Source organism: Streptomyces sp. NPDC002680, assembly GCF_042889145.1.
GTDB classification, from domain to species: Bacteria; Actinomycetota; Actinomycetes; order Streptomycetales; family Streptomycetaceae; genus Streptomyces; species Streptomyces adonidis.
The window spans coordinates 30,122-50,721 of the sequence record NZ_JBIAQP010000027.1 but is presented as its reverse complement, the minus strand read 5'-3'; the positions used below and the strand labels follow the sequence as shown (position 1 = coordinate 50,721).

The 20,600-nt window shown below is 67.6% G+C and carries 19 protein-coding genes and 1 pseudogene; 12 read left to right on the top strand and 8 right to left on the bottom strand.

Annotated features, from left to right (window positions below; genetic code table 11):
• Positions 1 to 59: 59 nt before the first annotated feature.
• The 3 genes from ACFYXF_RS47175 to ACFYXF_RS47165 form a co-directional block, all read right to left on the bottom strand.
• Positions 60 to 797, bottom strand: a complete 738-nt coding sequence (locus ACFYXF_RS47175) for an ABC transporter ATP-binding protein (protein WP_389359674.1) — start codon at positions 795 to 797, stop codon at positions 60 to 62.
• Positions 770 to 1,675, bottom strand: a complete 906-nt coding sequence (locus tag ACFYXF_RS47170; protein WP_389359672.1) for an ABC transporter permease — start codon at positions 1,673 to 1,675, stop codon at positions 770 to 772. The genes ACFYXF_RS47175 and ACFYXF_RS47170 overlap by 28 nt, the downstream gene beginning before the upstream one ends.
• A gap of 136 nt (positions 1,676 to 1,811) precedes the next feature.
• On the bottom strand, positions 1,812 to 1,895 hold the full coding sequence (locus ACFYXF_RS47165; protein ID WP_349817350.1) for a putative leader peptide: 84 nt from the start codon (positions 1,893 to 1,895) through the stop codon (positions 1,812 to 1,814).
• 122 nt (positions 1,896 to 2,017) lie between these two features.
• On the opposite strand from ACFYXF_RS47165, the gene ACFYXF_RS47160 reads away from it, so the two are divergent.
• On the top strand, positions 2,018 to 2,440 hold the full coding sequence (locus tag ACFYXF_RS47160) for a secondary thiamine-phosphate synthase enzyme YjbQ (RefSeq protein ID WP_389359670.1): 423 nt from the start codon (positions 2,018 to 2,020) through the stop codon (positions 2,438 to 2,440).
• Between the two features lie 63 nt (positions 2,441 to 2,503).
• A complete protein-coding gene (locus ACFYXF_RS47155; protein WP_389359668.1) occupies positions 2,504 to 2,866 on the top strand; it encodes a recombinase family protein in 363 nt (120 codons plus the stop codon).
• Between the two features lie 21 nt (positions 2,867 to 2,887).
• Here the strand turns inward: ACFYXF_RS47155 and ACFYXF_RS47150 are convergent, their stop codons facing one another.
• Positions 2,888 to 3,208 (bottom strand): hypothetical protein, encoded by a 321-nt coding sequence (locus ACFYXF_RS47150; RefSeq protein WP_389359666.1) that lies wholly within the window; start codon positions 3,206 to 3,208, stop codon positions 2,888 to 2,890.
• 63 nt (positions 3,209 to 3,271) lie between these two features.
• On the opposite strand from ACFYXF_RS47150, the gene ACFYXF_RS47145 reads away from it, so the two are divergent.
• From ACFYXF_RS47145 to ACFYXF_RS47135, 3 genes are all read left to right on the top strand, one after another.
• On the top strand, positions 3,272 to 4,042 hold the full coding sequence (locus tag ACFYXF_RS47145) for a zinc ribbon domain-containing protein (RefSeq protein WP_389359664.1): 771 nt from the start codon (positions 3,272 to 3,274) through the stop codon (positions 4,040 to 4,042).
• 196 nt (positions 4,043 to 4,238) lie between these two features.
• The gene (locus ACFYXF_RS47140) at positions 4,239 to 4,709 is read left to right on the top strand and encodes a hypothetical protein (protein ID WP_389359662.1); all 471 of its coding nucleotides are present in this window, start codon (positions 4,239 to 4,241) and stop codon (positions 4,707 to 4,709) included.
• Between the two features lie 281 nt (positions 4,710 to 4,990).
• Complete coding sequence (locus ACFYXF_RS47135; RefSeq protein WP_389359660.1) at positions 4,991 to 5,860, top strand: hypothetical protein; 870 nt, start codon at positions 4,991 to 4,993, stop codon at positions 5,858 to 5,860.
• A gap of 1,118 nt (positions 5,861 to 6,978) precedes the next feature.
• Here the strand turns inward: ACFYXF_RS47135 and ACFYXF_RS47130 are convergent.
• Positions 6,979 to 8,166, bottom strand: coding sequence for a PQQ-binding-like beta-propeller repeat protein (locus tag ACFYXF_RS47130; protein ID WP_389359658.1), 1,188 nt, complete (start codon positions 8,164 to 8,166; stop codon positions 6,979 to 6,981).
• Between the two features lie 216 nt (positions 8,167 to 8,382).
• Between ACFYXF_RS47130 and ACFYXF_RS47125 the strand changes: the two genes are divergently transcribed.
• Positions 8,383 to 8,577, top strand: coding sequence for a hypothetical protein (locus tag ACFYXF_RS47125; RefSeq protein ID WP_389359656.1), 195 nt, complete (start codon positions 8,383 to 8,385; stop codon positions 8,575 to 8,577).
• Between the two features lie 131 nt (positions 8,578 to 8,708).
• Here ACFYXF_RS47125 and ACFYXF_RS47120 read toward each other — a convergent pair whose 3' ends face one another.
• Positions 8,709 to 9,596: a pirin family protein gene (locus ACFYXF_RS47120; protein ID WP_389359654.1), complete on the bottom strand. Its 888-nt coding sequence runs from the start codon at positions 9,594 to 9,596 to the stop codon at positions 8,709 to 8,711.
• A 375-nt stretch (positions 9,597 to 9,971) separates the two neighbouring features.
• On the opposite strand from ACFYXF_RS47120, the gene ACFYXF_RS47115 reads away from it, so the two are divergent.
• The 5 genes from ACFYXF_RS47115 (at position 9,972) to ACFYXF_RS47095 (ending at position 18,101) form a co-directional block, all read left to right on the top strand.
• On the top strand, positions 9,972 to 12,806 hold the full coding sequence (locus ACFYXF_RS47115) for an AAA family ATPase (protein WP_389359653.1): 2,835 nt from the start codon (positions 9,972 to 9,974) through the stop codon (positions 12,804 to 12,806).
• 279 nt (positions 12,807 to 13,085) lie between these two features.
• Positions 13,086 to 14,075: an NADP-dependent oxidoreductase gene (locus tag ACFYXF_RS47110; protein WP_389359651.1), complete on the top strand. Its 990-nt coding sequence runs from the start codon at positions 13,086 to 13,088 to the stop codon at positions 14,073 to 14,075.
• A gap of 1,378 nt (positions 14,076 to 15,453) precedes the next feature.
• Positions 15,454 to 16,146: a TetR/AcrR family transcriptional regulator gene (locus tag ACFYXF_RS47105; RefSeq protein WP_389359649.1), complete on the top strand. Its 693-nt coding sequence runs from the start codon at positions 15,454 to 15,456 to the stop codon at positions 16,144 to 16,146.
• A 326-nt stretch (positions 16,147 to 16,472) separates the two neighbouring features.
• The gene (locus ACFYXF_RS47100; protein WP_389359647.1) at positions 16,473 to 16,655 is read left to right on the top strand and encodes a hypothetical protein; all 183 of its coding nucleotides are present in this window, start codon (positions 16,473 to 16,475) and stop codon (positions 16,653 to 16,655) included.
• Positions 16,656 to 16,871: 216 nt separating this feature from the next.
• Positions 16,872 to 18,101 carry an acyl-CoA dehydrogenase family protein gene (locus ACFYXF_RS47095; protein ID WP_389359645.1) on the top strand — a complete coding sequence of 410 codons (1,230 nt, stop codon included), beginning with the start codon at positions 16,872 to 16,874 and terminating at the stop codon, positions 18,099 to 18,101.
• 85 nt (positions 18,102 to 18,186) lie between these two features.
• Here the strand turns inward: ACFYXF_RS47095 and ACFYXF_RS47090 are convergent, their stop codons facing one another.
• Positions 18,187 to 18,453: an HAD family hydrolase gene (locus tag ACFYXF_RS47090; protein WP_389359643.1), complete on the bottom strand. Its 267-nt coding sequence runs from the start codon at positions 18,451 to 18,453 to the stop codon at positions 18,187 to 18,189.
• Positions 18,454 to 19,277: 824 nt separating this feature from the next.
• Positions 19,278 to 19,995, bottom strand: a pseudogene (locus ACFYXF_RS47085) (hydrolase).
• 79 nt (positions 19,996 to 20,074) lie between these two features.
• On the opposite strand from ACFYXF_RS47085, the gene ACFYXF_RS47080 reads away from it, so the two are divergent.
• Positions 20,075 to 20,542, top strand: a complete 468-nt coding sequence (locus ACFYXF_RS47080) for a MarR family winged helix-turn-helix transcriptional regulator (RefSeq protein ID WP_389359641.1) — start codon at positions 20,075 to 20,077, stop codon at positions 20,540 to 20,542.
• Positions 20,543 to 20,600: the final 58 nt, after the last annotated feature.

Here is a 20,600-nt window from a genome sequence, read left to right as displayed (position 1 = left end):
GTGGTTCGTTCCGATCGTGTGTGTACAACTGTGGGGGAGCGGGCCGGAGTTGGCGGAGTTCAGACGGCTTCGGCGGCGGTGTCGACGCCCAGGCGTTCCAGGAGCTGGGCACGCAGTTCGGCGAAGCGCGGGTCGGTGATGTCGCGCGGACGGTCCAGGTCGACCGTCGTCTCGTACGCGATGACGCCCTCGTCCATCACGAGGACCCGGTCGGCGAGCAGTACCGCCTCCTCGACGTCGTGCGTCACCAACAGGACGGCGCAGCCCCGGCGTTGCCAGAGTTCGCCGACCAGCCGCTGGGCCTTGATCCGGGTGAGCGCGTCCAGCGCGCCGAACGGCTCGTCCAGCAGCAGGAGATCGGGCTCGCGGACCAACGCCCTTGCCAGCGAGGCACGTTGGGCCTCACCACCGGAGAGGGTCTTGGGCCACGCGTCCGAACGGTGACTGAGGCCGACCTCGGTCAGCGCCTGCTCGGCAACCTCCCGCCCCGGCTTGCCGGGCAGCCCCAGCAGGACGTTGCGCCACACCTTCTTCCACGGCATCAGCCGGGGCGCCTGGAAGGCGACGGCCTTGCGGCGCGGTACGAGGACGGTGCCCGCGATGTCCCGGTCGAGTCCGGCGAGGATGCGCAGCAGCGTGGACTTTCCGCAGCCGCTGCGGCCGAGCAGGGCCACGAACTCGCCCGGCCGGACGTCGAGTTGAAGGTTGTCGATGACGGCACGGCCGTCGAAGGCGCGGGTCAGCCCCTCGACCCGTACGGCCGGTGAGGTCACCGTCCGGTGAACGTCGGTCGCCATTGCAGCAGCAGCCTTTCGAGGGTACGGACGACGAAGTCGGCCAGCAGACCGAGGAACGCGTAGACGATGAGGCAGACCACGATCACGTCGGTCCGCAGGAAGTCCCGCGCCTGCACCATGAGGAAGCCGATCCCGGCGTCCGCGTTGATCTGCTCGGCGAAGACCAGCGCGAGCCAGGCGATGCCGAGCGAGTAGCGCAGCCCGGTCATCGCCCCGGGCAGCGCGCCCGGCAGCACGACATGCCGGACGAGTCCCCACCGGGACAGCCCGAGCGACTCGCCGGCCTCGATCAACTGGGAGTCGACGCCCCGGATTCCGGCGTAGACGTTGAGGTAGAGCGGGAAGGTCACCCCGAGGGTGATGATCGCGACCTTCGGGGCCTCGCCGATGCCGAACCAGATGATGAACAGCGGGATCAGACCGACGAACGGCACGGTCCGCAGCATCTGCACGGGCGCGTCGACGAGGTCCTCGCCGATCCTGAACAGGCCCGAGACCAGGGCCAGTCCGGTGCCGATGACGGTCCCGAGGAGCAGCCCGAGCGCGACCCGCTGCAGCGAGGTGGCCATCGCGTCGCCCAGTGAACCGTCGGCGATCAGATCACTGCCGACGTCGGCGATCCGCCCGGGCGAGGCGAGGATGTCGGCGGTCAGTACGCCCGTACTGCTGAGGATCTGCCAGAGCGCGAGGAGCAGCAGGGGGCCCGAGGTGCGGCGCAGCCAGCGGGGTACGCGGGTGCGGCGCGTGGAGCTGGGGACGATGGGTTCGAGGTCGGGGGCGATGCGTTCGACGGCACCGGCGGCATTGGACGTACCAGGGCTTGATTTAACCGATATGTCGGGCTCAGGGGAGCCGGGTGGGGCATGGCTGATGCTCATGAGTGCTCCACGAGGAGGAGAGCGACCGGGGTGGGGGTGCGCCTCGGCGCCGCCGCGTCCGGGACGGATCAGGGCAGATCGCGGACGTGCGGGTGGGGCGGTGCCCAGGCGGGGCGGGAGGTGAGGGAAAAGGGCGTCAGCAGCCGCGACGACACGCGGCGGAGGCCACCCGCAGCAGGTCGATGTGACCGCGCGTGGTTAGCAAGGCTGAACGCAACATGCCGCTGAAAGTAGCCAGCTGACGTGACCACGGTCAATGGTGTCTCGCGGAGTGGACCACTCGTATCAAGGGGCGGGAGCCCGGCCGGGTGCGGCTTCCGGCGACCGCGCGATGATGGGCACATGTCCGATGCCTTCACCACGCGCGTCCTGAACATCGTCTCCGGCACCGAGGAGACGGTCGTCGACCTCACCCGCGACTGCGAGACCTTCCTGAGGGAGGCGGCGGCCGGCCGGGACGGCCTCCTCAACATCTTCGTCCCGCACGCCACCGCCGGAATCGCCGTCATCGAGACGGGCGCCGGTAGCGACGACGACCTCCTCGCGGCGCTGCACACCCTGCTCCCCTCCGACGACCGCTGGCAGCACCGCCACGGCACGCCCGGCCACGGCCGCGACCACGTACTCCCGGCCCTCGTGCCGCCGCACGCGACGCTGCCGGTGGTGGGCGGGCGGCTGGAGCTGGGGACTTGGCAGTCGGTGTGTCTGGTCGACACCAACATCTCTAATGCCAACCGTCATGTGAGGTTGAGCTTCCTGGGATGAGCAAGATCGTCCTGGGGGTGGCCGCCAAATCTCCTTACGCTGCGTGCGAATCAGGAGTTGGCGATGCCACATGTCATCTGGGACGAGACCGAACAAACCTACGACGGATGCGGAAAGTGCCTGCTGGGAGTGCGGCGCCTGTCGCGTGTGAAGGCTGCCACGTCCTCCCCGGAACGCCAGATGGAGGACATCCTCGCCGCGGCCAAGGCGGTCGGGGGCCACATCATCGGCTGGGCCGACGACTGGGAAGTCTCGGGTGCGACCGACCCCATGACACGTCCCAAGCTGGGGCCTTGGCTGCGTGATGAGCGGGGTCCCTACGACGGACTGGTCGCGGCAGCCGTCGACCGACTCGGCAGGAACGTCGTCGACTGCCTGAACACCGGCTACAAGATGCGTGGCGAGAAGAAAATGCTCGTCACGTAGGGCCACGACGGTCCGTGGAACCTAGATGATCCGGCCGACGAGAACCGCTTCACGATCGAGGCGTGGGGCGCCCAGATGGAACTCCGGGCGATCCAACGCCGGAACCGCGATGCGACGGTCAAGATGCGGGCTGCTGGGCGTACGAAACAGAAACCCTCGTACGGCTTCCAGCACATCCGTACCGTCATGGGCGGCAAGGTCGACCGCGTTGAACTCCATCCGCACGCGGCGGCCGTGATTCGGAACGTGGCTCGCCGAATCCTCGCCGATCCGGAGAGCATCACACCGAGCAGCGAAGCCGCTCGCCTCAACCGTGAGGGTGAGCTGGCACCGGAAGATCACCTCGCGGTGATGTATGGAAGGCCCGCCCGCGGTTGACCTTGGTATCCGCAGAGCCTGAGCGCCATGCTCCTGTCGGAGGCGGCTTTGGGCTACCTCATGCACAACGGTAAGCCGGTTATCGACCGGCAGGGCGAACCAGTCCGCCTCTGCGAGGGACTGTGGGATCGCAGGACCCACGATGCCTTGAAGAAGGCGCTCTTCTCCCGCCAGATGCCGAGCCGACGTTCGAATCGACCGTGCCTTCTCACTGAGATCGCTTTGTGCGGCAACTGCCGGAATCGGCTGTTCACCTACACCTCTGCACGCCTGCCACCTCGGTACTCATGTACTGCTCGCAACAAGGGATGGAAGAACGCGCAGCACTGCCGACCCGCGCCGCTCATTCGTACCACCCTGTTGGACGAGGCTGTCGAAGCGTGGTTCCTGGAGACATTCGGGGATGGAATGATCCTCGAGACGGTCTACGACCCCGGTAACGGGGTGGCAGAGCGCATTGCGGAACTCCGGGCGAGCAGAGAGCGACTCCGCCTCGATCGACAGGCCGGGCTGTACGACAGCCCGGACGACGCGGAGTGGTTCCGCAAGCAGTACGCAGTGCTGGGACAGGAATTGGCCGCACTGGAGCTCGAGCCGCAACGGCCGCCAGGGATGGTTCAACGGCCTACCGGCCAGACGGTCGCCGATCGTTGGCGCGCCGCTCCCGACGTTCAGGCCCGCAAGGAGATCTTGCTCGACTTCCGCGTGCGCGTCACGTTGTTCCCGGTCAAGGCTCCGGTTCGCTGGGTCGCGGGAGTCCTGCACGGACCGGACCGACCAGCCCTCCTTGCTGGGTAGCGGAGGCGCCCGCCCTCCTCCTACACGAAAACCCCGGCACGGCCAAGTCGCCCAAGCCGCCGGAACCTTGAGCCCGCGATTCTCGACCACGAGGAGGGTGGGCGTGATCCGGGTTCCTGCGAACGATGGAGCGATCGGCAGCCTCTGGGCCACCGAGCCGAGTGCGCCTTCGGTGCCGTTGCCGAGGTGGCTGTTCGTGACGGAGGACCACGGTGCGGCCGGGGTCGTGGCCGGCCTTTACGAGGGGCATCCAAGGACACCTCGCCGATCGGCATCCGGTGAAGAAGTGATCCTGACAACCGACATTCTCCCGATTCGCCTGGACCCGACGAGCAACGTGATGAACCGCCTCGCGCGAGAACGCGAGGACGAGCCAACCCAGGCCCCTGACGGTCGCATGGCCCACATCAGCGAATTTCCCATCCAGGTTATGGAGATCTTCTTTCGATTTGCGGCAGCGCCAGAAATCGGCCTGGTCCATTTCGCGTCTGCATCCAGGTGTTGCTTTCAGGGAGCACAGGCAGCCGTGTGTACGGCAGCGAGCATGGAAAGTGCGCAATGGGAATTACGACTGAAGCGAAAGATTCTGACGACACGATCGGGTTTGGCGGTGAGCTACACCCGCCCGCTGCTGGCCATCACATCGGAAGCGAGACCAGCACTCTAGAAGCGGCATGCCTCCGTGCCCCGATAGCCCTCCACGCCGCGCAGAGCGAGAGGCCGGCGAGAGCGCGAGAAGAGGATTCGGTGCCGTGGCACCAGAGTCTCGATCCGCGCGGAGCGAGACGGGTCCGGGAGTGCGCCGACGAGACGGAGTGTTTGGCGCAACCTCGCGGCAAGGCGTGTAGGAGTGATCCCCGTTGACTGGACAGGGATCGGCACCGCACGACGGACCTGAGGAAGCAAAGGGGGCTCCCCCTGCGCCAATTCGGGCTCGAGAAGATCGCCATGTACCTCAAGCGGTACCATGACGTCACCATCAGCAAGTCCGGCGTATGGCGCATCCTCAACCGACTGGACATGGGCCGCCTGCCGGCCTCCCAGCGCTACAAGCGCCACGACCGCCGCTGGAAGCGCTATGAGAAGCAACTGCCCGGCCATCGCGTGCAGATCGACGTGAAGTTCATAGAGCCCCTCACCTCGATGCCCCAGGGCCGCCGCGGCGGACGCAACAAGTACTTCCAGTTCACCGCGATCGACGACCGCACCAGGCTGCGGGTGCTGCGGATCTACCCGACGCTCAACCAAGCCACCGCCATCCAGTTTGTCGACTACGTCATCCAGCGCCTGCCGTTCCAGGTCAAGGTCATCCAGACCGACAACGGCGCCGAGTTCCAGACCGCCTTCCACTGGCACGTCCTTGACAAGGGCATCGCCCGCACCTACATCAAACCCCGCACCCCGCGCCTGAACGGCAAGGTCGAACGCTCCCACCGCATCGGCACCGAAGAGTTCTACCGGCTCGTCAGCTCGGGACGCCCTCCGACGGAGAGCGCCTCCCAGCGGGTCTCTACCTGGGTCCGCCACCTCCATCATGAAGCTCAGGTCACCGCTGCGGATCACGAACGCCTCTGGAGACGTGCGCGGCGGCCCACCCCTGCTGGGCATCAGCGTGTCGAAACCGGCTATCACCGTGGCGATTGCATCCCGTCGCGCAGGGTCGTCGTCATGCATGAGGCGGATGTCGTTGACCTGGTAGCGCAGGGACTCCGACGTGGTGATCAAGTCCGTGAGGCTTCGCCCCGCAGAAGCCGAGAGCAGGGAGCTCCTGAACTCGATGGCTTGAGCTCCGATGCGGCGCGGGCTCGTTCCGTCTGACGGGCCCCTCCTGAGCCCTGTTCAGGTAATCCAGCTCGACTACGGCGGAGGGTACGCCGAAGCACACCCCAGTCAGGCCCGAAACGACATTCAGGAGGTAGGCATGCCGAGACCACCAGTCGATAGAGTCGAGCCACAAGCCGAGGCCGAAAATGACGAAGCCGAGGGGACGGCCGGCTGAGATGACGAAGCGGGTGGTCCGCGGTTGTGCTCACAGCCAGCCGAGCCCCCGCGTGATCGGTAGTGGCACGGTCCTCCCTTGGTCGTGTGCACTGCGGGAGGACGGTAGCGCACGCGGAGTGACGTCAGGCAGCATCAGCACAGGTCGATGCGCTGGCAGACGTTCAGTTGCCTCGCGCTAGGTACCTTCGGCCGGTCAGAAAAGGGCCACCGTACCCAGCGGCTAACCGGGCCCTTCTGTTTCCGGCTCGGGCTCGTCCTGGCCGAGTTCCATCTGCACGTCGGGAACCTTCAGCCGACGATGGCCAGCGAGCCGACGCAGGACACAAGGGCGTCGCCGAACACCTTGGGCCGCTTGTTCGGGTCGTGCCGCCACATGCGGCCCTTTGCTCGGGCGTCCGGCAACTATCCCAGCAGCGATCGACCGGAGACAGAACTCGCACTCAAGTCGGGCCATCATCACGCAGACCAGTGAGCCCACAGGGCGGTTGCAAGTTCCGGGATCGCGTAGATCGTCCGTACCCGGCGGGAGTTGACGCCGCAACAGGACAGGCACGAGACCGGTGATCATCAGGGTGTCTACGCCAGCTGATCACATCGAGGTCCCGTGCCTGCCGCTCCATCCTCCCCGGTCCCTGCCGCCCTGGCGAAACTGGGCCCCATTCACCAGCACGGCACCGGCCGCCTGCGCGCCCACCTGCGGCGCGTCCCCGACCCGCGTTCGCGTCGCGGGCGGTGATAACCCCTGGTCGGCTTGCTGCTGATCTGCGCCTGCGCAGTCGTCTCCGGCGCCCGGACCATCACCGAGATCACCGAGTGGGGACAGCGCGCCACCACCACGGTGCTGGAACGCCTCGGCATCCGCCGCCATCCTCCGTCGTTCACGCGAGGTCCGAGTAAAGGGGGTGGCCGCCGAGACAGGCGGCCACCCCCGCTGCTCACTGCCCGTACGCGACCAGCAGGTTGGTGGCCGGAACCACCACGAGACCGCCGCCCGCACCGAGACCGGTCAGCGGCTCGGACACGTTGTGCTCGTCGGGCTCGTTGATCGACGCGCCGACGTCAGTGGACCAGACAGACTGACCAGTGGCACCGTTGAGCGCCCACAGTTGACCGCTTCGCGAGCCGACGTAGACGTAGCCGTTGACGACGATCGGAGCCGTGCTGATCTGGCCGTCGCCCTCGAACTTCCAGCGAGTGGCCAGAGTGCGGCTGTGTCGCTCCTGAAGGACACCGTCATCAACGAAGTAGCCCTGGCGGCCGTCGAAGGCCGGTGCCGGCGACCAACCTGCGGCTTCGTAATTGCCGCGGATCTTCCCGTCGGCGGCATTGAGGACTGAGGGGATCATCCCGGCATCGTCGCGAACCCAGACACCGCCGTCGGCGAGAACAGGGGTGCGGCCGCCTCCGCCGGAGCAGTCCGTCTCGTGGTGCCAGATCGGGTTGCCTGACTTGGGGGCGAAGGCGTATGTCTGCTCGCAGGTATACGAGACGTAAACTCCGTTGGCCGTGACGGCAGGCGAGCTGTTGTCCCCATTGGCGACAGGCTGGGTCCAGAGCACCGCACCGCTGGCAGCGTCCACCGCGTACAAGGTGCCGCCGGAGCCGGCGCCACCCGTGTACACCACGCCACCGGCGAAGGTGGGCGGCGAGGTGAAGGAGTACTGGCCGGGCAGCGTGACGGTCCAGATCTCCTTTCCGCTGGCCGGGTTGAATGCTGTCAGCACGCCGTCGTAGTTCTGGGCGTAAAGTCGACCGCCCCCGTAGGCGAGCGCGGACCACCAGTAGGTGCCACCGAGGTCCACGGGCGCCCAGGCGTTCTGGCCCGTGGCCGCGTCAATGGCGTAGAGGGTGGTGCCGTACTCATTCGGCGAGGCAGCGGTGGCGAAGACACGGCCGTCGGCCACGATGGGGTAGGAGACGTTCCCGCCCAGGTCGCGGGACCACTTCTGGCTGAGCGGCGGCGCGCCTACAGCGGTATCGACGAGACTGCCATCGTGCCGAGCGTTGATCTGGTAGGTGGTCGAGACTCCGGTCTGCATCGGTTGCGCGCCGACCGGCGTCACGAGCCCGAGAACCGACAGTGCCACACCGAACAGGACGGCGATGGTTCTTCGAAGGTTCACTCAGATATCCCCCTCCGGCATCGCCGTGGCGATGCGCGCGGGCGGACCAGCCCCGGATGCGGCGGCCCGCTTTCAAGTCTGATAGTCCTTCAAGGGCGTCCCAACCGCTGTCTATTTTCGAGTAGTTGGAGATCTCCACGATCACGTTCCATACCCGATTCAGGGCTCGTGGCGCTTTGTCGCAGCGGTCTTCACCGATCCGTTTGGCCGCTTGGTGTGGTCCTCGTCGGCACTGCTCGCGATGGTAAGCGGAGCCACAACACCACTCACGCCACCGGCGTCCTGCGCGCGTTCGCCGAGATCGACCCGGACATGGCGGTGAACATCCAGCATGAGGACGCCGCCTACTCCCAGACCGAAGGGCTCGCCCTGGCTGCGAAGAACCTGCACAGTGCCGCAACAGCCTGCTGAGGCCCGGTGGGGCGAAGTCCAGCGCTCGTGGACCGGCGAGCGCGGGACTCAGGGCGACAGCGGAGGATGCGCCCCGTGTGCTGTTCCGGTAGCGCCTTGCTGACAAGCTGCGCCGAGATGGACTCCTGAAGTCATCGGTACTGCAGCCGGGCCTGGCGCGGGACGGCGCCGAACCTGCCGGTGTGGAAGTCGCGGAACGCCTGCTCGATCTCGGCCCGGGTGTTCATGACCATGGGTCCGCCCATCGCGACGGGCTGTCGGATGGGTGGCCCACTGAAGGTCAGAACCTCGCTGTGGGTGTCGCCGTCACCGGTCCGCAGGTCGATGACGGACAGGTCCGCGTCCGGCAGAGGATCGGACCAGGCCGTCTGACCCGCGGTCACGGTGCGCCCGGCGATGCTCACGGCGCCGGCGAGTACGGTGAAGAATGCTCTGTCCTGGCCGGGCAGGACGTGATCGAGGTTCCGGCCGGGTTCCATGGTGATCGCTGAGCCGGAGATCGGCCAATGAGTCAGTGCCGGGCCGGTCAGGCCGCCGGTGGCACCGGAGATGAGGTCGATGTGGGCGCCGTCATGGTCGATGGTCGGTCGGCCCGTGGCAAGCAGGTCCTGGTAGCGGCTGTCGACCATCTTCGTGTCGGCCGGCAGGTTGACCCACAACTGCAGTATGTGTGCGCGTTCGTTGCGGAAGGCGAGCTCGCGGTGGATGATCCCGCGACCGGCGGTCATCCACTGGATGTCTCCGGTGGTCAGTGTGCCGCTGTTCCCGATGCTGTCGCCGTGCTCCAGTACCCCGTCCCGTACCAGCGTCACCGTCTCCAGGCCCCGGTGCGGGTGCCACTCGAAGCCGGGCTCCGAGAACAGGTCCTCGACCAGCACGAGGAAAGGGTCGGTCAGTGCCGGGTTCTGCGGAGAGAACATCAGGCTTTTGTCGTCGACCTGAGCGTCCGGACCGAGATGGATCCTGTCCTCGATCCGGGCGACGGTTCGGCGCGAGTTCTGCTGCTGTGCCTGCATCATGTGTCTCCGCACAACCCCGTGGCATTGACCTGTTATTCAAGTCAAGCACCTCATAGGTGATGCGTCAACAGGTTGTCGGCGCGGGCGCGGTGCCTCAGGGGTTGGCGCGGACGCGCAGGTTGAGGGGCTGCGGCTGGGTGCATGTGACAGTGGCGGCCGAAGGCAGGGCTCTGCACGCGGCAGCCGCGGATGGTGGTGAGTGTGACGCGGGTGCTGCTTGTGGGTTCCGGAGCACCGCAACAGGTCCGATGTATGGCGCCCACTTCTCTATCGGGGGCAGAGGTGCTGCGCCGCACCGCACGCCCGGCGTCGACCGGTGCCCGCGCGACCGTTCCGCCCTGATTGTCCGGGACAAGTCCTGGCTGGTCATGAGGGATGGGCATCCGACACTATGCCTTGGGCCAAGGTATGTTGGGTGGCGTGGGAGACGCGTCAACAACATCAGGGGACTTCCGTCCGGTTCTGGGACGCAGTTGTACACGGCTGATAGGCCGACGTCGTGAGCGCACGGACCTCAGAGCCCTCGTGGACGCCGTTCGCGAGGGGAAGAGCCGGGCCCTTGTCGTCAGTGGTGAGCCGGGAGTCGGCAAGACGGCGCTGTTGGACTGGCTGGTCGACGAAACATCGGGTGTCCGCATCGTGCGCGCCACCGGTGTCCAGGCTGAGATGGATCTGCCGTTCGCCGCGCTGCACCAACTGCTGGCGCCCATGCTGGACCGGCTGGACCGCCTGCCGGCTCCGCAGCGCGACGCCCTGCGCACGTTCTTCGGGATCAGCCCGGGCAAGGCGCCGAATCGCTTCTTCGGAGGCCTGGCCGTCCTGGGCCTGCTCGCCGATGTCGCCGAGGAAGAGCCCTTGATCTGTGTCATCGACGACGAGCAGTGGCTCGATCGAGCCTCGGCGCAGGTGCTCGCGTTCGTCGCCCGCCGCCTGGAGCGAGAGTCGGTCGGACTCGTCTTCGCCACCCGGCGGCCGAGCCGGGACCTCGCGGATCTGCCGCAACTCGCAGTCGAGGGTCTGGAGGACGAGGACGCCCGCATGCTGCTCGACTCGGTGGGTACCGGACCGCTGGACGAACGGATTCGCGATCAGGTCATCAGCGAGACCCGCGGCAACCCGCTGGCCCTGCTGGAACTGCTGCGGGGAATGTCGCCGGCGGAGATTGCCGGCGGCCTCGGGATACGGCGCGGTGCCACGCCCTTGTCGAAGAAGATCGAGGAGAGCTTCCGGCGTCGGATCGACGTCCTCCCGGCCGAGCGCCGGCGTCTGCTGCTCCTCGCGGCCGTCGACTCCGTCGGCGATCTGACGCTGCTGGTCCGCGCGGCCACGCACCTCGGCATCCCGTGCGAGACGGTAGCCGGCGTGATGGAGACCGGCCTGATCGAGGTCCGCCCCCATGTGCGGTTCCGGCACCCGCTGGTCCGCTCGGCGCTGATGAGCTCCTCTTCACAGCAGGAGATCCGGGAGGCGCACCGCGCACTGGCGGAGGCCACCGATCCGGAGCAGGATCCCGACCGCCGCGCCTGGCATCGCGCCCTGGCCGCGACGGGGCCCGACGAGGACGTCGCCGAGGAACTCGGGCGTTCCGCCGACCGTGCGCTGGCACGCGGTGGCCTCACCGCGACGGCGGCGTTCCTCGAACGCGCCGCGGTCCTGACACCGGATCCCGCGCGCCGCGCGCAGCGCATGCTCACGGCGGCCTGCGCCAAGCTCGATGCCGACGCCCCCGACGACGCGCTGAGGCTCCTGGAAGCGGCCGATGCGGGTCCGGAAGACGCCGTAAGGACGGCCCAGGCGGAGCACCTGCGCGGCCGGATCGTGCTGGAGCAGCAACGCATGCCCGAGGCGGCCCTGATCCTCCACGGCGCGGCTCAGCGCATGGAAGCGTTCGATCCCGCTCTGACACGCGAGATCTACTTGGAGGCGCTCGTGGCGGCCGGGCTGAGCGCCGCTCCGGACGGCTCGAACAGCTTTTTCACGGTCCTGGAGGCTGCGCGCAACGCGCCTGCCGCTTCACCCGAACCGCGGCGCGCCGTCGACGTGTTGCTCGACGCTTTGGTGGCGCGGGCCACGAAAGGGTACGAGGTCGCAGGGCCGATGCTCGCCGAGGCACTGAGCATGATCAGCGGCCCGGGCGGCGACTTGGGTCGGCTCGTGAACGGCAGGGCGGCAACCGTCCTCGCCATGGAAATGTGGGACGCGGAGGCGTCGTTCACGATCGCCACGCGCCAGGCCCGGGCCGCTCGCGGCACGGGTGCGATGGGGCAGTTGCGGGTCGCGCTCAATGTCCTGGGCCTTGGGCAGGTTCTCGCCGGGGAGTTCGCGAGCGCGGGAGAGCTGATCTCGGAGTACTGCATTCTCACCGAGACGACGGGCAACCCGTACTTTCCGTTTCCCGAGATGATGCTGGCGGCGTGGCGCGGGCAGGAGGGACGGGTGTGGGAGCTCGCCGAAACGAGCCGCCGGGCGGCGATCGGACGGGGGACCGATGCGGTCACGCCGTACGTGGGCTGTATGAGCGCGGTGCTCCACAACGGACGCGGCCGCCACGGTGAGGCGCTCAGCGCCGCCCGGGAGGTGTTCGAGCACGACCTGTGCGGACTGGGACCGTTCGTCGTGCCCGAACTGGCGGAGGCGGCGGCCCGCACCGGTGACCGAGGAGTCGTGGACGACGTACTCGGATGGCTGTCCGATCGCACGCGGACCGTGCCCGCGGACTGGTCGCTCGGGATCGAGGCCCGGCTGCGCGCCTTCCTCGCGCACGGAAGCGACGCCGAGGGCTTCTACCGGGAGTCGATCGAGCGCCTCGCCCGTACCCGCGTCCGGGTGGAAGTCGCCCGAGCGCACCTGCTGTACGGCGAATGGCTGCGCCGCGAGAAGCGGCGGGCCGATGCGCGGGAGCAACTGTCCACCGCGCACGGCATGCTGGCGACGATGGGAGCGGATGCCTATGCCGACCGTGCACGGCGTGAGTTGCTCGCCACCGGGGCCACCGCTCGCAAGCGCACCGACGACACCAGGAAACAGCTCACGCCGCAGGAGGTCCAGATCGCCCGCCTCGCCCGTGCGGGCCTCTCGAACGCGGAGATCGGTGCCCGGTTGTTCATCAGCGCGCGTACCGTGCAGTACCACCTGCGCAAGGTCTTCATGAAGCTCGGCATCAGCGCACGCGGTCAGCTCGACGCCGTACTGCCGGACGACGGCAAGTAGCTTCCTGAGTCGTTGCCGGCGCGACCGGGTGGCCGAAACCCCAGGAGGATGTCACGGGAACGGACACCTGCCAACGCCCCGACGGCCTGGTCGATGCGATTCTTCGTGCTGATGCCCCAGGAGTTGGTGTCCTGCCGGTCTTTGACGGCGGGAGGCGCCCGGCGGCGGTCGATTGATCATGACTGGCCATCCGCACTGTGCACTGGCTGATACGAGTGCCTCGCTGCCGGGACGAGACTTTCCCGCGAGGACGGCCCCCACCCGTCCGCGAGGAGAGCCATGCGTGCGGTGATCGTGAACGACTACGGACAGACGCCGGTTCTGGGCGAGGTGCCCACACCACAACCAGGACCCCGACAAGTGCTGATCAGGCTGCGGACCGCGGCCGTCAACCCCATCGACGGCCGGCTCGCGCGCGGCGACTGGCGCATCATGTTCCCCGGCACGTTCCCCATGGTGCTGGGCACCGATGGCGCAGGCATCGTGGAAACCGTCGGCGAGGGCACGACCAGGTTCGCTCCGGGGGACGTGGTCTTCGGGCAGCTGATGATCCCTCCAATCGGGTCGACGGGAACGTACGCGGAGTACGTCGCCGTCGACGAGGACGCGCCGCTCGCCCGGGTGCCGAAGGCCATGCACCTGGACGTGGCGGCGGCACTGCCGACGATCGGCATGACCGGTCTCGCCCTGACGACCATGCTGGGGCCGCTCGACGGCAGGACGGTCCTCGTCGTGGGCGCCCGCGGCGGAGTCGGCTCCATGGCGACCCAGTTCGCGGCCAGGGCCGGCGCGCACGTCATTGCCGTCGCCCCGGACAGCGCCTCCGAACGGATGCGCCGCTACGGCGCCGCCGAGATCATCGACCCTACGACCCTTGCCGTGCCGGAGGCGGTGCAGCGGGCCAGTCCCGACGGCATCCACGCGCTGATCGACACCGCGAGCGACACGGACCGCTTCGCCTCACTGGCCAAACTCGTACGCCCCGGCGGCTCGGCCGTCACGACGAGGTTTGTGGCCGATGTGGGCGCACTCGACGCCGTGGGCGTCACCGAGATCAACTTCGTGCTGTCGGCCTCGGGCCGCCTCCTCGATCGTGTCGCGGAAGCCGTCGTCAGCGGGTATGTCGCCCCGCCACCGATCACCAGGATCCCGCTGGAGGATGCACCGACCGTCGTGAACGACACTGTACGAGGGGCTAACGAGGTCAAGACCGTCATCACGGTGCGCACCCGCGCCAGCGGAGCCGGCACACGGCGCGTACGGCCGTGATCACCGGAACCGGCGGCTGCCTCAAGCAGGAAACCACCCTGAAGTCGACCGCCAGGGATTTCTGGGCCACGGGGCATCACGCCGTCGCAGCCCGTGGTGTCGGAACTCAACAGCGTCCCGGCGGAGCGATCACCGCGACGCTCGGCGACATCACCCACGAGAGTGCGGTCAGCGCGTGGGCGGCGAAGGTGTCGGACGCGCTGAAGGGCGGCGGCCGCGACGTCCTCATCAGCAACGCCGACAGCCTCACCCCAGGCCCCCTCGAGGTGCTGCCATCCCGATGTGCTCCGCCACGACGCCGAGGTCAACGTGCTGGGCGCGCTGCACGTAACACTTCCTGCCCGCGCTGCGCGACTTCGCCCTGATTCGGGCAGGCAGCGCACACGGCGGCGGTCCCGCGAAGGCGAGGTCCTCCGCCTGCTGGGTACGAAGCTCGGCACCTCGCGGGACGAACCCCGCATCGAGTCCACCCAGCGCGCGTAGGCGGACGAATGACCCTCCGATAAATCTTGCCGTTCGCAGAGGAGCGCCAGTGCCATGCCGTTTGTGTCGCGCAGGGAGCCCTGCGACTTGCCCGCCGGGACAGTGGCGGCCACCGTCGAGTCCGCCGAACCCGTCGGCCCCGAACCGCGGCACACGCTTGTCATGCCGCTGTGGGAGGCGGCCGCAACTCATCGCCTCGAATCCTCGCCCCCACGGACCGGGAGGCCACGGCGGTGCCGGAGATACTGTTCAGCGGCGCTTGCACTGACCATGGCGGTCCATCTCGGCCTGCTGGCCTTGACCGTGAGGAACGGCTCCACCCTCGGAATCGAGCGGGTGATATCCGTCGGAAAACGCGCGGGCCAGTCCTGGGAGACATGGCTGCGTAGCTGCCGGGCGTGCGGCGACGACGCGGGCGGGAACGACTCACACCCGCCGAGATGAAGCCGCACGTCGACCGGAACACGGACGTGATTATCCGTGGTGGCTACAACGCCTGCCCTGGTGAGGTCGAGGAGATTCTCTGCGCGCACCCGGACATCGTCGAGGCTTACCGTGCTCGGCGTTCCTGACGACCCCTACGGCTTGGAGGTCGCCGGGCTCGTCGCCGCCTGGCTCTGTTCGGCACTCGATGCCGCCGAGGTGTCGTGCTGGGCACGAGAGCAGCTGTCCGGCTGCAAGACCCCGCGCATCTTCCGGTTCGTTGACGCGCTGGCCCGGAGCGCGACCGGGATATCCCCAAGCGGTCCATCGGCCCTACCGCTCAGGCTCGGGACGCCGCGCTTGGCGATGTTGCCCGCCGTCACTGAAACGGTCCCCCTGGCCACCTCCGCCGCAGCCCATGAGGCATTTCCGGCTTATGACTATGGCGTCGGATTCAATTAGGGTTCCGGGGATGGACACCACTGCGCACGGGGAGATCGACGGCGAGACGGCACCGCCCATGGCGCCCCTCTCGCAACTTCGCGAGCCGCCCACGACGCAGCGTGGAGCGCGGACACGGGCTGCTTTGGTGAAGGCCGCGCGGAAGGTGTTCGAACGGGACGGCTATCTCGACACCCGCCTGACCGACATCACCAAAGAGGCTCGATGTGCGGCCGGATCCTTCTACACCTACTTCGCCAACAAGGAAGAGGTACTTGCGGCCGTCCTCCTGGAGGCGCAGGAGGACATGATGCACCCCGGCATGGATCGGGTGCGGGGCACCGACGACCCCTATGCGGTACTTGAGGCCAGCAATCGCGCATATCTCAAGGCGTACCAGCGGAACGCGAAGCTGATGGCACTGCTTGAGCAGGTCGCCCAGGTGGAGCCGGAGTTCCGCGAGTTCCGAAGTCGGCGCGCGGACGCGTTCATCCGCCGCAACGCACGCGGCATCGTGGACCTGCAGGCGCGGGGGGCCGCAGATCGTGAGCTCGATCCGATGATGGCCTCCCGTGCGCTGTCGGGCATGGTCAGTGGCATGGCGTACAACGCCTTCGTGCTCTGTGAAGGCAGAGAGGAAGGCCCGCCGGTGGACTTCGAGGAGCTCGTGTCCACCGTCACGCGGCTCTGGGCCAACGCCCTGCGGTTCCCCGGCCCCCACTGATCCCCGGCAGCCCGGCCCCTCTGCCTCATCACATTCGGCACCGCCGGGTACCTGCTCCTTGACGATCTGATCGGGGAGCGGCTCATCCTCCCTGGTGACAGACGGCGGTCACCGCGCCCTACCCCACAAATCCTATTGAACTTGACGTCAGATTCAAGTATACAGAGTGGGAGAAGAGCCGGTAACGCCATCTCGGGATCCATGCCCGGTATCGCACTCCCCGCCCCGGAGAGGGTTGCCTGTGAACGTTCCACAAAGACCCGTCATCGTCACCGACGGGGGCGGCGCTCGAGGAGTCCTCTCGGGCGGCGCAGGCCGTCAGGACCGTGGGTGACGTCCTGAAGTCGGCCGAAGTCGCCGACGCCGTCCTGGTCGCGATCGAGGACGAGTGCTTCCTGATCCTGCCGCACGCACACGGTCCGGCGATGTACCGCCGCAAGGGCTCGGACCACGACCGGTGGATGCGCGGGACGCGCCGCCACCAGAGTTCGCTGCCGGCGAAGGCATGAACCGTGCGAGTTAACGGTTGGGCCGGCGTGGTGGCGCCGCTCGACTGCGACATTCGCTTCGGCCCCGCCCCGACCGGTTCACCTCGCTGTCGAGTCGCATGCCGAGGTGACACTCCGCGGCGACGCCTTCCGCGGGCCCGATTTCGTCGCAGGCGCGGTCGGCCACTTCGACAGGCTCCGACCGGATTTTCCCTTTACTGCCCGTAAGGAGTGCATATGTCGCTTTTTGAGACCTCGGATCGAGCGAAGAAGTACGAGGCGGATCTGCTCGAGTTCATGGACTCGCACGTCTACCCTGCCGAGGAGGTGTATGACGAGCAGATGCGCGCGTCGGGTGATCCGCATTTCCACCCGCCGATCATCGAGGTCCTCAAGGCGGAGGCGCGGGGCCGCGGACTGTGGAATCTCTTCCACTCGCACCCCAAGTGGGGCCCGGGACTGACGAATCTCGAGTACGCGCCGCTGGCGGAGATCATGGGTCGCAGCCACATCGCCTCCGAGGCGTGCAACTGCAACGCTCCCGACACCGGCAACATGGAGGTGCTCACGCTCTTCGGCAGCGAAGAGCACAAGGAGAAGTACCTGAAGCCCTTGCTCGACGGGACGATGGCCTCGGCGTTCGCGATGACCGAGCCGGGTGTCGCCAGCTCCGACGCCACCAACATCGAGTTGCGCATGGAGCGCGACGGCGACGAGTACCTACTCAACGGCCGTAAGTGGTTCGCGTCGAACGCCCTGCACCGCAACTGCAAGGTGCTTATCGTCATGGGGAAGACGGATCCCGCCGCCGCCCCGCACCGGCAGCAGTCGATGATGGTCGTCCCGATCGACGCTCCAGGGATCACGGTGATGCGCGGGCTGCCGGTGTTCGGCTACCAGGACCGTGAGGGGCACGCCGAAATCGACTTCGCCGATGTACGGGTGCCAGTCAAGGACGTACTCAAGGGCGAGGGCGAGGGTTTCGCAATCAGCCAGGCCCGGCTGGGACCCGGTCGTATCCACCACTGCATGCGGGCGATCGGCGCGGCCGAGCGGGCGCTGGAGCTGATGTGCCGGCGCGCGCAGTCACGTGTGACGTTCGGTCGTCCGGTTGCCGACCGGTCCAACATCCAGGACTGGATAGCGGAAGCGCGCATCGACATCGAGATGATCCGCCTGCTCACGCTCAAGGCCGCATATCTGATGGACACGGTCGGGAACAAGGAAGCGCGCACCGAGATCGCGGCCATCAAGGTGGCCGCCCCGAACATCGCGTTGAAGATCGTCGACCGAGCGATCCAGGTGCACGGGGGAGCAGGAGTGACCGACGACTTCCCGCTGGCCATGATGTACGCGCAGCTGCGGACGTTGCGGCTGGCGGACGGTCCCGACGAGGTCCACAAGCGGGCCATCGCCACACAGGAACTGCGGCAGTACCGCGACGCGGCCACGGCAGCCGTGAGCTGACATGACGAGACTTGCTCTCACCGGTCGCATCGCCGCCGTCACCGGCGCTCGCGCGGTATCGGGCCGGTGTTCGTCCAGGCCATCGTCACGGCCGGCTAAACTCCCGGACGGTCGACCCTGGGATGAGCCGGTCCGGTCGGCGTACGAGTGTGTCGACGAACTGTTCCAGTAGCTGGGCGACGCCGTCCTCATCGTTGGCGAGGGCTCGATGATGCGCGGCCCGCAGCACGTCCGGATGGGCGTTGGCCATGGCGTACGAGTGACCCACCGCGGTGAGCATGGGCAGGTCGTTGGGCATGTCGCCGAAGGTGGGCGATCTCGTCGACTGCCGACGCCGAGTCGGCCGCTCCATGCGAGCAGTGTGGTGGCTTTGGTGATGCGGGGGGCGCTGAACTCCACCAGTGACGGTCCGGTGGAGTCGGTGGTCTTGGCGTCGCGCTGCCCGCGGTGCGCCGAGCTCGCTCGTAGAAGTCGTCGAGGGGCAGAGTCGGGTGGTAGGCGAGGATCTTCAGCACCGGCCTGCCCGGGATACGGGTGAGGAGTTCCCCCGCGGTGCCGATCGGTTCCGCGGCCTCTTCCCCGAACGACCAGGTCGGGTAGGCCGGTTCGTGGTCGATGTCCCCGTCAACTCGACGGCGAAAGCGGCGCCGGGCAGCGCCCTGCGCACGCGAGTGATGAGCCGGGTGGCTGCCAAGGGCCGGATCGGGGACATGTGCGCCAGGGTTCCGGCAGGGGCGTAGACGGCCGTGCCGTTGGTGGCGATGACGAAATGCGGTCCGATGGCGGCCAGTAACTCCGGTACGCGGCGTGGCGGACGGCCGGGTGACCAGCACCACGCGGATCCCGGCCTGCTCGGCCCGTCAGGGCGGCCCAGGTGCGGTCCGACAGCGTTCCGTCGCTGCGCAGCAGCGTGCCGTCAAGGTCCGTCGCGATCAGTTTCGGAGGGACAACGCGAGGCACGGCGGGCATGGTTGCCATGACAGCACCCTTCTGGTTCGACGGACTGAACAGGTGTGGTTCGGTGCCGTGCGGAACAGGGGGTGCCTAACTCCGGTCGATGGCACCCTGGCACCGCGCCATCTACGGACCCGCGCCGAGAGGGGTGTGCGAAAGTCTCGGCGCCCGAGCACGGGCGGCACCGGCGCTGGTGCCGCCCGGTGGCGTCGGTCCGGCCTCTTACATCCCGGGGGTCTCGTTGGGGACGGGGGTGTTGAGGAACTGCATCTCCCAGGCGAAGGCGACTCCGCCGCCGTCGGCGTGAGCCATGACGGCCATCTGGTCCTCGGGCGAGATGATGTCGGTGCGGGCCCAGTCGCGTCGTTGCCACTCGCCGATGATGCCTCCCCACGTGACCGGGGTGATCCCGGCCTGGACCATGCGGCGTATGGCCATGTCGTGGGCCTCTGCCGACATGCCTCCACAGGGTTCGGTGACGACGTAGACCTCGTAGCCCTCGCCGGCCGCCTGTATGGCGGGGAAGGCCACGCAGATCTCGGTGTACAGGCCGGCGACGATCAGCTTCTTCCGTCCTCGCCTTGACGGCGTCCACCACGCGCTGGTCCTCCCAGGTGTTCAGGGTCGTCCTGTTGATCGGCTTCTGGTCGGGGAAGACGTCCTGGAGGCCCTGCATCATGAGGCCGCCGCGCTCCTCCACGACCGTGGTCAGGATCGTCGGCACGCCGTGGCCCTTGGCGGCCTTGGCCAGGCCAACGGCGTTGTTGACGATCATCGTCGGCTCGTGGCTGTGCAGGTTGGCGAATTGGTACGGCTGGTGGTCGATCAGCGCCAGGACGCTGTTCTCGGGGGTCAGCAGGGCGTCCAGGCCGGTCTTCGGGAACTCGCTCACGGGAGCTCCTCCAGTGCGTGGAACGCGTAAGCAGTTGTTGCGTCGCATCCCTTCGATACATCAATTTGACGTGTCAACCATTGTGGGATCTTGATGATATGTCAACCATTGAATAGAGTGAGTTCACATGGAAGAGAAATCGCGCTGGCTCACCCCGCCCGAACAGCGCGCCTGGCGCGCCTTCGTCGGCGTACATCAGAAGCTCCCCGGTGCATTGACACGTGCGTTGCAGGACTGCGGGAGCCTGTCCCTCGCGGACTACGTCGTCCTTGTGGCTCTCACTGAGGGGCCCGACGACCGGCAGCACTTCCAGGAACTGGCCCGTGCGGTGGACTGGGAGCGCAGTCGCATGTCCCATCATCTCCGCCGTATGACCAAACGCGGCCTGGTGACCCAGGAGGATTGCCCCAAGGACGGGCGCGGCGTCCACGTGGTCGTTACCCCCGCGGGTCGCGCGGCCATCGAGACGGCCGCCCCTCAGCACGTTGCCACCGTGCGCTGGCTGGTCATCGACCCTCTCAGTCCCGAAGAACTCAACGCGCTCACCGTTCTTTGCGAAGGCATCCTGGGTCGGTTGGAGACGGATCCCCGCTGATGCCGGGAACGCCGCGGCTTGCCGCCCGGGGTCGGTTGGCCAGGGTGATTGACGCATC